Here is a 12,551-nt window from a genome sequence, read left to right on the forward strand (position 1 = left end):
ACAAGCCAACCGAACGCCGCGGGGTATTTCCGCGCGGCTGCATTCGTTCGTTTGCTTTACTTCCAATGTGTCAGTCATGGGTTTTCTCGCTCGCTTCGATCTAGCCGGACTCGCATCCCGAAACGGAGTCACGTATCTCATCGAGACCGGCTATGGACGAGGCGACTCGTGCCGTGCCGCCTTGGGCAGGGGTTTCGCGAAAGCGCTGTCCTGCGAAATCTTCGAACCGCTCTTCGCCGAAGCGGAACAAAGCGAGCGGCTCAATGTGGTGAACGCGGACAGTCTCACCTTCCTGCGCTCCGATTCGGTGACCGGCGTGCTCGCCGAACAGCGCTGCCTCGTGTTTCTCGACGCACACTATCCGGGCGCGGACCATGGCGGCAAGAGTTACATGAGTCAGGAACACTCTCCGACCGAGCGCCTGCCGTTGCTCGCGGAACTTGAACTCATGCGCGGGCGGGCCAGTGACGCGCTTATCGTGCTGGACGATGTACGCATCTACCGGCGCGAGTTTCAGACAAGCTGCGGGACGCTTCCGGATTGGGCCGAAAACGGCTTCGATCAGGAAGCGGCGTTTCTCGAATTGCTTGCGTCGTTCGACTCCTCGCACACGCTGCACTGGCATTCCGAGGATACGGGCTACGCGGTCCTGTGGCCGCGCGCTTGGGGCGAATACGCGCTGAAAAAATGGGTGCTGCCCGGCGACCAGACGCAGCCGTTCGCGCTCACCCTAGGCGTTCCCGGCACGACCTGCATCTCGCTCAACCGCCGCTTGCTCGACGCTCGTTTCAGCAATCGCTGGCTCGTGGGCAATGGGCTCGATATCGGCGGCGGCAATGACAGCATCGCGCTGTATCGATCGTTGTTTCCGCGTATCGACAGGGTGACGGTCTACGAGTGGGAGCAGGGCGACGCGCAATATCTCGAGAACGTTCAGGACGACAGCTTCGATTTCGTCTATTCCGGGCACTGCCTCGAACACATGATCGACCCGCGTGTCGCGATGCGCCACTGGTTGCGCGTGCTCAAGCCGGGCGGCCATCTCGTCATCACCGTGCCGGACGAGGATCTCTACGAGCAGGGCATGTGGCCGTCGACGTTCAACGGCGACCACAAGCACACGTTCACCCTATACAAGCGGGAAAGCTGGTCGCCCGTTTCGATCAACGTTGTGGATTTGCCGCGCAGTTTCGAGCGCGAAGTCAGCATCAAGAAGGTCGAGCTTCTGGATCACAGTTTCCTGCACGGCATGGAGCGCTACGATCAGACGCGCACCGCATTCTCGGAATGCGGCATAGAATTCGTCGTGCAGAAACTTTGAGAGCGCGGCGCCCTCAAGCCCCGCCCAACTCATCCCCCATCTCTCTCGCCCGCGCTTCTGCCGCGAGCGCGCCGCGCACGATCGCATCCTTCACGCCTTGCGCCTCGAACGATGCGAGCGCCGCCGCCGTCGTGCCGCCCTTCGACGTCACGCGCTCGCGCAGCACGCTCGCCGGCTCGCCCGATTGCGCGGCCAGTTGCGCCGCGCCGGTGAAGGTCGCGACCGCGAGCGCGCGCCCTTGCTCCTCATCCATACCGAGCTGGCGCGCGGCTTCCTGCATCGCTTCGATGAAATAGAACACGTAGGCCGGGCCGCTGCCGGAGATCGCGGTGACGGCGTCGAGCTTCGCTTCGTCGTCGAACCAGACGGCCGTGCCGACCGCTTCCAGCACTTGCGACGCGAGCGCCTTCGCCGCATCGGTGACGCCAGGCAGCGCGGCGAGCCCCGTCACGCCCATGCCGATCAGCGCGGGCGTGTTCGGCATCGTGCGCACGATCTGCGCGTAGCCGTTCAGCCAGCGCGAAAGATCCGTCGCGCGAATGCCGGCCGCGATGCTGATGATCGTCTGCTTCGACAGATGCGGCGCGAGCGCTTCGGCCACGCTCTTGAGCACTTGCGGCTTCACCGCGAGCACGATCGCGTCGTAGCCGGCGAGCGCTTCGTCGACAGCCGCGCCCGTCGCGATGCCGAACTGCTTCGCCGTGCGCGCGCGCGCTTCGTCGTTGATGTCGATGGCATAGATGTCAGCGGGCGCCGTGCCGCGCTTGATGAGACCGCCGATGAGCGCCGCGGCCATGTTGCCGCCGCCGATGAATGCAATTTTCATGGTTGATGGTGAAGTCAGTTGGTGTAATTGCGCGCGCCGAAAATCGCGGTGCCGATGCGGACCATCGTCGCGCCTTCGAGCACGGCCGCTTCGAGATCGGCGGACATGCCCATCGAGAGCGTGTCGAGATCGAGGCCGTCGGCGCGCAGCGCGTTCATCAGTTCGCGCAGGCGCGCGTGCGGTTCGCGTTGCGCGTCGAGTGTTTCGGCGGGTTCGGGAATCGCCATCAGGCCGCGCAGACGCAAGCCCGGCAGGGCGGCGACCGCATGCGCGAGCGCGGCGGCCCCATCCGGTTCGACGCCGCTCTTCGATGCCTCGCCGCTCACGTTCACCTGCACGCATACGTTGAGCACGGGCGCGCTTGGCGGACGTTGTGCGGAAAGACGTTCGGCGATCTTCAGGCGATCGATGGAATGCACCCAGTCGAACTGCTCGGCGACGACCTTCGTCTTGTTCGATTGCAGCGGCCCGATGAAATGCCATTCGATTTCGCCGCGCAGATCCGCGAGCTCGGCGATCTTCGCGATGCCTTCCTGCACGTAGTTCTCGCCGAACGCGCGCTGGCCGGCTTCGAAGGCGGCGCGCACGTCGTCGGCGGGAAAGGTCTTGGACACGGCGAGCAGCTTGACGGAATCCGCATCGCGCGACGCTTCGTGCGCCGCCTTCGCGATGCGTTGCCGGACTTCTTCGAGATGTTGGGCGATGGACATGCTTGAGGCTCGGGACGGTCGAGCCGCTCATTATACGAAGCGGCCTCAACCGTACAGCAGATGTTCCAGCAGTTGAATCCAGTGCGTGACGGGCGTCGACGTGCCGCTTTGCAGATGCGCGATGCAGCCGACATTCGCCGACACGATCATCTGCGGTTCCAGCTTTTCCAGCCGGTCGAGCTTCTGATTGCGCAGCGTGTACGAGAGCTTCGGCTGCAAGACCGAATACGTGCCAGCCGATCCGCAGCACAGATGGCTGTCCGCAGGCAGGCGCACTTCGAGGCCGAGCGCGGTCAGCAGATGCTCGACGCGTCCGCGAATCTGCTGCCCGTGCTGCAGCGTGCACGGCGGATGAAATGCGACCGTATGCACGCCGCGCCGCCGCGCGAGCGCGACCAGCTCTTCTTCGTACATCGGCAGGATTTCGGCGAGATCGCGCGTGAGATCGACGATCTTTTGCGCCTTCGCCGAGTACGCCGGATCGTTGCGCAGCAGATGCGCGTATTCCTTGACGGTCGCGCCGCAGCCCGACGCGTTCATCACGATCGCCTCGACGCCGTTTTCGACATACGGCCACCATGCGTCGATGTTGTTGCGCACGTCGTCGAGCGCGTCGTCGTTGTAGCCGAGATGCAGGCGGATCGCGCCGCAGCAGCCCGCGCCCGGCGCCGTGACGATCTCGATGCCGAGCGCGTCGAACACGCGCGCCGTCGCCGTGTTGACGTTGGGCATCATCGCCGGCTGGACGCATCCGGCGAGCATCAGCATCTTGCGTTCGTGCTTGTTGGTCGGCGCGGCGAGCGGGCGCTCGGGCAGCGGAATCTTCGCGCGCAGCTTGCGCGGAAGAATGCCGCGGAACTGCTGACCGAGCTTCATCGCGGGCGTGAAGAGCGTGCTGTTCGGCAGGAAGCTTGCGAGCAGACGCCGTTGCAGACGCTGACGCATCGGCCGCTCGACCTTTTCTTCGACGACCTTGCGCCCGATCTCGACGAGCTTGCCGTATTGCACGCCGGACGGACACGTGCTTTCGCAATTGCGGCAGGTGAGGCAGCGGTCCAGATGCAGTTGCGTGCTGCGCGTGACGGGCGCGCCTTCGAACATCTGCTTCATCAGATAGATGCGCCCGCGCGGCCCGTCGAGCTCGTCGCCGAGCAACTGATACGTCGGGCAGGTCGCCGTGCAGAAGCCGCAGTGCACGCACTTGCGCAGAATGGCGTCGGCTTCGTCGCCATCGGCCGTGCCGCGGATGAAATCGGCGAGATTGGTTTGCATCGATGCGCCTAGAAGTCTGGATACAAACGCGCGCGATTGAAGATGCGCGCCGGATCGAACGCAACTTTCAATCCACGGTGAATTTTCATGAGCGGCGCCGGCAGCGGCGTGAAAACGCCTGCATTGCGATCGTAGGCGGAGCCGGCGCGGAAGATCGTCGCGTGGCCGCCCGCCTGTTTCGCGCTGATGCGCACGGTTTGCGGATCGGTGTCGGTGATCCACCAGCGTTGCGCGCCGCCCCATTCCATCAGTTGCGCGCCCGGCAGATGCAGCGGCTCGGCGATCGACGGCAAAGCGAGCCGCCACAGCGCCGAACGCGGTTCGATGACAGCGAAGAACGGATCGGTCTGTTCGCGCATGCCGATCCAGAATCGGTCGGCTTCGACCGCATCGACGACCTCGCCGCCGAGCGTGTTGCGCGCGGTTTTCACGGCTGCTTCGGCGCCCGCGAGACGCAGCGCGAGCGTGCCGTCGCGCCACGCGCTGCCGCAGATCGGCAGCGGATGCCCGCCCCATTCGTTGAGCTTGCGCACGCCGTCTGTCGCGTGCATGTCGAATTTCAGCGTGGCTTCGGCGACGGGGCGCGGCAGCACCTTGATCGACAGTTCGAGAATCAGGCCAAGCGTGCCGAGCGATCCGGCGAGCAGGCGCGACACGTCATAGCCCGCGACATTCTTCACGACTTGCCCGCCGAAGTGCAGCACTTGTCCGTGGCCGTTCATGACGACCGCGCCGAGCACGAAGTCGCGCGGCGCGCCGGTCCATGCGCGTCGCGGGCCCGCAAGCCCCGCGGCGATGCAGCCGCCGAGCGTCGCGTTGCGCCCGAAATGCGGCGGCTCGAACGGCAGCATCTGATTATGCTCACGCAGCGCCGCTTCGATTTCGGCGAGCGGCGTGCCGCTTCGAGCGGTGATGACGAGCTCCGCCGGATCGTACGCGATGATGCCGCGATACGCCCGCGTGTCGAGGATCTCTCCCTGGAGCGTCTGACCGTACCAGTCCTTCGTGCCGCCGCCGCGGATACGCAGCAGCGTGCCGGTTTCTGTGGCGCGGGCGATCCTCTCCGACCAGCCGGCGACGACGTCGTCCTGTTCCATGGGTGTTCCGCTCTCGAATTCTGGTTTTCTATGGCAGTCCGGTCGATTGTACCGGCCGCTTAACGGCGCCACACGCGGGGAAACGTGGATAGCGGAACGCGTTCTCCCGGCTAGAAGCGCGGCAACTCGGGGTGCGGCAACAGGCCGCCGCGCACGTGCATCTTGCCGTATTCGGCGCAGCGCGCGCGCGTCGGAATGCCCTTGTCGGGGTTGAGCAGACCCGGCGGATCGAACGCGCGCTTCACGGCGAAGAACGCGTCGCGCTCTTCGGGCGAGAATTGCACGCACATCGAATTGATCTTCTCGATGCCGACGCCATGCTCGCCCGTCACCGTGCCGCCGAGTTCGACGCACGCCTCCAGGATGTCGCAGCCGAACGCTTCCGCGCGATGCCACTCGTCGAGATCGTTGCCGTTGAAGAGAATCAGCGGATGCATGTTGCCGTCGCCCGCATGGAACACGTTGATGCAACGCAGCGCGTACTTCTTCTCCATCTCTTCGATGCGCGCGAGCAGCGGCCCGATCGCGCGGCGCGGCACGGTGCCGTCCATGCAGTAATAGTCCGGCGAGATGCGGCCCGCCGCCGGAAAGGCGTTCTTGCGGCCCGACCAGAACTTGAGGCGCTCGGCTTCTGAACGCGAGATCTGGATGCGCGATGCGCCGTGTTCGCGCAGCACCGCCGTCATGCGGACGATTTCCTCGGCGACTTCATCGTGCGTGCCGTCGGATTCGCATAGCAGGATCGCGGCGGCGTCGAGATCGTAGCCCGCGTTGACGAATTCCTCGACGGCGCGCGTCGCGGGCTTGTCCATCATTTCGAGTCCGGCCGGGATGATGCCCGCCGCGATGATCGCGGCAACCGCGTTGCCGCCTTTCACGACATCGTCGAAGCTCGCCATGATGACTTGCGCGGTCTGCGGCTTCGGAATCAGCTTGACGGTGATCTCCGTGACGATCGCGAACATGCCTTCACTGCCGATCATCACCGCGAGCAGATCGAGGCCGGGCGCATCGGGGCCGAGCGAGCCGAATTCGATGACATCGCCGTCCATCGTCACCGCGCGCACGCGCAGGACGTTGTGAACCGTGAGCCCGTATTTCAGGCAGTGCACGCCGCCCGAGTTTTCGGAGACGTTGCCGCCGATCGTGCACGCAATCTGCGACGACGGATCGGGCGCGTAGTAGAGGCCGAACGGCGCGGCGGCTTCCGAAATGGCGAGATTGCGGACGCCCGGTTGCACGGTCGCCGTGCGCGCGTACGGATCGACCTCGATGATCTTCCGGAAGCGCGCGAGCGACAGCACGATGCCGTGGCGGATCGGCATCGCGCCGCCGGAGAGGCCGGTGCCCGCGCCGCGCGGAACGATCGGCACGGCGAGACGCGCGCAGATCTGCACGACGCGCTGCACCTGCGCTTCAGTTTCAGGCAGCGCGACGGCGAGCGGCAAACGCCGATACGCGGCGAGGCCGTCGCATTCGTACGCGGCCGTGTCTTCCTCGCGAAAGAGCAGACAGTGCGTCGGCAGCACGGCCATCAGCGCCTGCACGACTTCACGCTGACGCGCGGCGAGCTGATCTTCGGTCAGCGCGGGCGCGTCTTCGTGCGGCAGATTCGGCGACATCTGCTCGGCTTTGAGCTCGTCGGGTGCGTTCACGTCTCCTCCTTGTTCGATGACCGCGCGGTCGGCGCCGCGTCTTCATGCGTGCATCTTGCGCGACTTCGTCAGCCTTCGAAAGCGAAGATTTTCCCCGGATTCATCAGATTCTTCGGATCGAGCGCCTGCTTGATGGCACGCATCGTGTCGACGGCGTCCTCGCCGTGTTCGTCGATCAGAAAGCCCATCTTGTGCAGCCCGACGCCGTGTTCGCCGGTGCAGGTGCCGCCCATCCTCAGCGCGCGTCCGACGATGAGCCGATTGATGCGCTCGGCTTCTTCGAGCTCTTCGGGCTTGGCCGGATCGAGCAGCATCGCGACGTGGAAATTGCCGTCGCCCACATGCCCGACGATCGGACTCGGCAAGTACGAGCCTTGCAGGTCCTTCTCCGTTTCCTCGACGCATTCGGCGAGGCGCGAGATCGGCACGCAGACGTCGGTCGTGACGGCGCGGCAGCCGGGCTTCAGTTGCAGCATCGCGAAGTAGGCGGAATGGCGCGCGTTCCAGAGACGGCTGCGATCTTCGGGGCGCGTCGCCCACTCGAAGTCCTCGCCTTTGTTTTCCGCGACGATGTCCTGCACCGTCTGCGCCTGTTCCGCGACGCCGGATTCGGTGCCGTGGAATTCGAAGAACAGCATCGGCGATTCGCGCAGCGTCAGATTCGAATGCTTGTTGATGGCGCGCACGGCGAGCTTGTCGACGAATTCGACGCGCGCGATCGGCACGCCCATCTGAATGGTTTCGATGACGGCGCGCACGGCGTCGCCCATCGACGGAAACGCGCACACGGCCGCCGAAATCGCTTCGGGTTGCGGATAGAGGCGCACGGTGATTTCGGTGATGACGCCGAGCGTGCCTTCCGAGCCGACGAAAAGACGCGTGAGGTCATAGCCCGCCGACGATTTGCGCGCGCGCGTGCCGGTTTTGATGACGCGGCCATCGGCGAGGACGACGGTGAGCGCGAGGACGTTCTCGCGCATCGAGCCGTAGCGCACGGCGTTGGTGCCGGAGGCGCGCGTCGCGGACATGCCGCCGATGCTCGCGTCCGCGCCCGGATCGATCGGAAAGAAGAGGCCGGTGTCTTTGAGCGCTTCGTTCAGTTGCTTGCGCGAGATGCCGGGCTGCACGGTGACGGTGAGGTCTTCGGCGTTGATCGAGACGACCTGGTTCATCTCCGACAAATCGATGGAGACGCCGCCTTGCACCGCGAGGAGATGGCCTTCGAGCGACGAGCCGTTGCCGTAGGGGATGATCGGGACGTCGTGTTCGGCGCAGAGCTTGACGATGGCTTGCACTTCGTCGGTGCTGCGCGCGAAGACGACGGCATCGGGAAGTTGCGGATCGAACGGCGATTCGTCGCGGCCGTGGTGTTCGCGCACTGCCTGCGCAGTGGAGACGCGGTCGGCGAATTGCTGCTTCAGGGCATCGAGAAGCACGGCGGGGAAGGGGCGTTTCTGAAGCGCCTGATGTTCGGTCGGGTGATTCACGTGCGTGTCTCCGGGCGGTGCGGCTTTGGTTTCTGTTCTGGGCGTGGCTTTCTATCTCATTTTACGCCGTCGAGGAGCCGGTCGGCGCCGCGGGCTTCGCGCGGAGGCGCGTGCCTATAATGGGTCGGGGTTTTTGTCCGCTTTTCAGGAGTCGATGATGGGTCACCGCTTGAGCAAGATCGCCACGCGTACCGGCGATGATGGAACGACGGGTCTTGGCGATGGAAGCCGCGTTTCCAAAGACGATGCGAGGATTGCGGCGATCGGGGATGTGGATGAGTTGAATTCGTGTATCGGCGTTTTGCTTTGTGAGCCGATGCCTTCAGATGTGCGCGATGCTTTAACTCGGATCCAGAACGATTTGTTCGATCTCGGCGGCGAGTTGTCGATTCCGGGGCATTCGATGATTCAGGAATCGCATCTCGCTCAATTAGACGCGTGGCTGGAGGAGTACAACGCGACATTGCCGCCGCTCAAGGAATTTATTTTGCCGGGTGGGTCAAGGGCGGCGGCGCTGGCGCATGTCGCGCGCACTGTCTGCCGTCGGGCAGAGAGGGCTATTGTCGCGTTGGGGCGCATTGAAACTGCTGGGGTTAATGAGGCGCCGCGGAGGTATGTGAATCGACTATCCGATCTTTTATTTGTTCTGGCGCGAGTACTTAATCGCGCGGATGGCGGCGAGGACATCCTCTGGATTCACATCAAATCACCTATGTGAAGGCGGCCATATTGGCATATACGTCACGCCGTGTTGCTTATTGAAGCCTTTTGTAGTTTTCCAAAGAGAAAAACCATGATTCTCCACGCTGAGCCCTTTTGCGTTCAGTTTAGACGTCGATTCAGTATTCTCTGAAATTATTTCCTGTGCGATTTTGTCGCCACTCCGACTAGAAAATCGGAGTACTCTGTGGTCATTGATAACCAATACAACACTGAGGGCGCGACTACATCATGCACAGCGAAAATGCTCCGGCAATGACGCTCGCGGAAATGAGAGGCTGCGGATGGGAGTTAATCGTAAAAAATAACCTTTGCAAAGGTTATACCGGTCTTTTCCAAGATTTTTCGAACGCCGCCACGTCCGCAGTTGGAGAGAAAGATTTAAGAAAGGGTGAGTGCTTGAGGCTTCTAGCCCATGCGACTTCGATGATGCTCGCACCGATGAGCATCAATGAGCCATTCAGGCCGATGTTGTCGCTAACCGATGGAAGGCGTTCCGCGCTTCCGTCGGACTTTTCGATCGAAGACCTGAGCCTACTCGCTAGCTTCGTTGACTTCGTAGACAACCCTTGGCTAAGAGCAAGGTTATCGGACCTCGCTTGGCTCACGTTGAGGCCGCCGAATCCGAAGTTTGCGTTGATGGCCATCAACGCCTACGTAACGATTCCGTTGAGGCTTGAAACTTGGATTGCTGGTGGAGATGACTGCTGGCGTCGCGCCGTAAGCTTGGCGAGGATGCTTAGGCGAACCGCGGAGAAGAATCTGCAAGCTATTGAGTCGGCTGCCCTGGCGCGTTTTCTCCAACTCGATGCGAGCGATGGATTCATGGCCTTCTGGCTGGCAGAGTTTATGAGGCAAAATCGATTTGGGACAGCTGCTGCTTATGCTATTTCCGAGAGTCTGGGGGCAATTGCGTTCGTCCTTGGAGAGAAAAACGAGTTTCATGCAAGCCGGACATATTTTGAAGAAGCGGAGCATTGGTTCTCGGCGATGGGGGATAAAAATAGCTCGGCGCAAATGCTCGCGAATCTCGCCAAAGCATGGGAGGCTGAAGCGGATGCAGCACTATCGTCATATGTACCCAGCAACATGGTCGCGGCAGATTTTTATGAGAAGGCTATACAATCGTATCGCCGAATCCCCGGCGCGCTTAGGGGTCAACACGCTGTCGAGAAGCGGATCGCCGAAGTGCACGAAAAGTTGACTAGAGCGGGCGCTGGGGCATTAGGTGAGATGCACGTGCTTCGCTCGGACCCGATTGATGTTACGGAGATAATCGACCGTGCAACAGATCTCGTGAAAGGAAAGGCGCCGCTGGATGCGTTAAATGCGTTTGTGAACGTTACACGAGGGATAGGTGCTGAACAGCTGCGTAAACGATCCGAGCAAAGCCTCAAAGAATTCCCGTTGTTGTCGCTTTTTGCCGCGGTTTATTACTCGCGCGACGGTAGAGTAATCGCAAAGCGGCCCGGTGCTGGGCCACGAGACCACGGCTCAGATGATCATGATGCGGCGGTCCATGCTGAGATGATGCGCGAGTACAGAATGCAATTAGGTCTGGTAACGCAAGCGCTCATTTTACCGGCACTCGACATGATAAGGCTTGAGCATCGACTGCGTCGCGCCGACTTCGCAGCGCTGGCATATAAGTCACCGATCGTTCCGGCGGATCGAGCCGAAATGTTTGGACGAGGTTTGTATGCCGGATTCGATAATGACTTTGCTGCCGCTTTACATCTGTTGGTACCTCAAGTCGAGCACGTAGTTCGATACCAACTCAAAGCGGCAGGCGCTAAGACGACGAATATTGCTAGAAACGGCGTTGAGAATGAGAATGGGCTGAGTACACTCCTGGAATTGCCAGAGTTAGAGCAGGTTTTTGGTAACGACCTCGCGTTCGAAATGCGCGCGCTCTTCTGCGATCCGTTGGGGTGGAATATCCGCAACGAACTCGCTCATGGCTTACTGAACGAGGATGACTGCTTTTCTGCAGGTTCCATCTACGCCTGGTGGTTCTGCCTGAAGCTTGTCTTCCTCCCCTTTTGGAATGCAACGCAGAACGGGGAGACAGCGGACGACGAAGGGCCAATATCGACCTGACCTACGCAATCATAGTCGTAGTATGTGGTTTGGAAATGCTGGAGTCGGAACAAATCGGCATTGTGCGTCGGCAAGCCCGCACAATGCCGAGCAAATCAGTTAATTGCCTCCACCCCTCACAACCCGCCGCTGCTTCACCGCTTCCGCCAGTCCTTCAAGCACGCCGACACTCTCATCCCACCCGATACAGGCATCGGTAATACTCTGCCCGTACGTCAACTCGCACCCTTCCTTCAAATCCTGCCGCCCGGCAACGAGATGCGATTCCACCATCACGCCGACAATCCGCTCATCTCCAGCCGCAAGCTGCTTACCAATATCCTCACAAACCGGAATTTGATTCTCATGCTTCTTCGAGCTATTAGCATGACTCGCATCGATCATCAGACGCGCCGCCAACCCCGCCTTCCCGATATCCGAGCAAGCCGCATCCACACTCGCAGCATCATAATTAGGCGCTTTCCCTCCGCGCAAAATGATATGGCAATCCTCATTCCCCGCGGTAGAAACGATCGCCGAATGCCCGCCCTTGGTCACTGAAAGAAAATGATGCGGCTGCGAAGCCGCCTTAATCGCGTCGACGGCGATCTTTACATTTCCGTCAGTGCCATTCTTGAACCCAACAGGACACGACAGCCCCGAAGCCAATTCCCGATGAACCTGCGATTCCGTCGTCCTAGCCCCAATCGCCCCCCACGAAATCAAATCGGCGATGTACTGTGGGCTAATCATGTCGAGGTATTCGGTCCCAGCCGGCAGCCCAAGCTCATTGACATGCATGAGCAATTCCCGCGCAGCCCTCAATCCATCATTGATCTTGAAGCTGTTATCCATATACGGATCGTTGATGAGCCCCTTCCATCCAACGGTGGTACGCGGCTTTTCGAAGTACACGCGCATCACGATCTCAAGCTCACCCGCAAAGCGACGACGCTGCTCGATCAGCCTCCCCGCGTATTCCATAGCGGCCTTGGGATCATGAATCGAGCAAGGCCCGATGATGACGATCAGCCGGTCATCCATCCCATGAAGAATGCGGTGCATCGACTGCCGCGCGTTATAGATCAGCTCCGAAACCGGCTCGGCGCAAGGGAATTCGCGGATCAGATGCGCGGGCGGGGTCAGCTCTTTCAGTTCACGGATACGAACGTCATCGGTGTTGTGCGGGGGCATGTCGGTTCTCCAACGGCAGCGTTCTAATCAAACTATGAGACGAAAAAAAACCGCCAGACTCGCTGGCGGTTTTTTCGGGAATTCGGTCTTTCAACCTGTGTACGACTCACCCTCTCGATCCGCCAGCGGTCTGAGATGCCAAAAAAAATAAAAATAAAACTTGGCGGACATGATGGATCGAAGGCGTGTC

General features: G+C 61.4%; 10 protein-coding genes. 3 read left to right on the forward strand and 7 right to left on the reverse strand.

Annotated features, from left to right (window positions below; genetic code table 11):
• The first annotated feature begins 76 nt into the window (after nt 1-76).
• Nucleotides 77-1,321: a class I SAM-dependent methyltransferase gene (locus QCE58_RS03250; protein WP_250520927.1), complete on the forward strand. Its 1,245-nt coding sequence runs from the start codon at nt 77-79 to the stop codon at nt 1,319-1,321.
• A 13-nt stretch (nt 1,322-1,334) separates the two neighbouring features.
• Here the strand turns inward: QCE58_RS03250 and proC are convergent, their stop codons facing one another.
• The 6 genes from proC to QCE58_RS03280 all read right to left on the reverse strand — a co-directional run bounded on the left by proC (nt 1,335) and on the right by QCE58_RS03280 (nt 8,368).
• Nucleotides 1,335-2,147, reverse strand: a complete 813-nt coding sequence (gene proC, locus QCE58_RS03255) for a pyrroline-5-carboxylate reductase (protein ID WP_250456592.1) — start codon at nt 2,145-2,147, stop codon at nt 1,335-1,337.
• Nucleotides 2,148-2,161: 14 nt separating this feature from the next.
• Nucleotides 2,162-2,857, reverse strand: a complete 696-nt coding sequence (locus tag QCE58_RS03260) for a YggS family pyridoxal phosphate-dependent enzyme (protein WP_250480277.1) — start codon at nt 2,855-2,857, stop codon at nt 2,162-2,164.
• 45 nt (nt 2,858-2,902) lie between these two features.
• On the reverse strand, nt 2,903-4,129 hold the full coding sequence (gene glcF, locus QCE58_RS03265; RefSeq protein ID WP_008351491.1) for a glycolate oxidase subunit GlcF: 1,227 nt from the start codon (nt 4,127-4,129) through the stop codon (nt 2,903-2,905).
• A gap of 8 nt (nt 4,130-4,137) precedes the next feature.
• Nucleotides 4,138-5,226 (reverse strand): glycolate oxidase subunit GlcE, encoded by a 1,089-nt coding sequence (glcE, locus tag QCE58_RS03270; protein WP_008351489.1) that lies wholly within the window; start codon nt 5,224-5,226, stop codon nt 4,138-4,140.
• Between the two features lie 110 nt (nt 5,227-5,336).
• On the reverse strand, nt 5,337-6,848 hold the full coding sequence (locus QCE58_RS03275; RefSeq protein ID WP_033536577.1) for an FAD-linked oxidase C-terminal domain-containing protein: 1,512 nt from the start codon (nt 6,846-6,848) through the stop codon (nt 5,337-5,339).
• A 101-nt stretch (nt 6,849-6,949) separates the two neighbouring features.
• Nucleotides 6,950-8,368, reverse strand: a complete 1,419-nt coding sequence (locus tag QCE58_RS03280; RefSeq protein WP_250480278.1) for an FAD-binding oxidoreductase — start codon at nt 8,366-8,368, stop codon at nt 6,950-6,952.
• Between the two features lie 157 nt (nt 8,369-8,525).
• Here QCE58_RS03280 and QCE58_RS03285 point away from each other — a divergent pair, with 157 nt between their 5' ends.
• Complete coding sequence (locus QCE58_RS03285) at nt 8,526-9,086, forward strand: cob(I)yrinic acid a,c-diamide adenosyltransferase (RefSeq protein WP_244808095.1); 561 nt, start codon at nt 8,526-8,528, stop codon at nt 9,084-9,086.
• A 233-nt stretch (nt 9,087-9,319) separates the two neighbouring features.
• Nucleotides 9,320-11,188: a DUF4209 domain-containing protein gene (locus QCE58_RS03290; RefSeq protein ID WP_250520928.1), complete on the forward strand. Its 1,869-nt coding sequence runs from the start codon at nt 9,320-9,322 to the stop codon at nt 11,186-11,188.
• Nucleotides 11,189-11,287: 99 nt separating this feature from the next.
• Here the strand turns inward: QCE58_RS03290 and aroG are convergent, their stop codons facing one another.
• On the reverse strand, nt 11,288-12,361 hold the full coding sequence (aroG, locus tag QCE58_RS03295) for a 3-deoxy-7-phosphoheptulonate synthase AroG (RefSeq protein WP_034470648.1): 1,074 nt from the start codon (nt 12,359-12,361) through the stop codon (nt 11,288-11,290).
• Between the last annotated feature and the right edge of the window lie 190 nt (nt 12,362-12,551).

Source organism: Caballeronia sp. LZ028 (assembly GCF_031451415.1).
GTDB classification, from domain to species: Bacteria; Pseudomonadota; Gammaproteobacteria; order Burkholderiales; family Burkholderiaceae; genus Caballeronia; species Caballeronia zhejiangensis.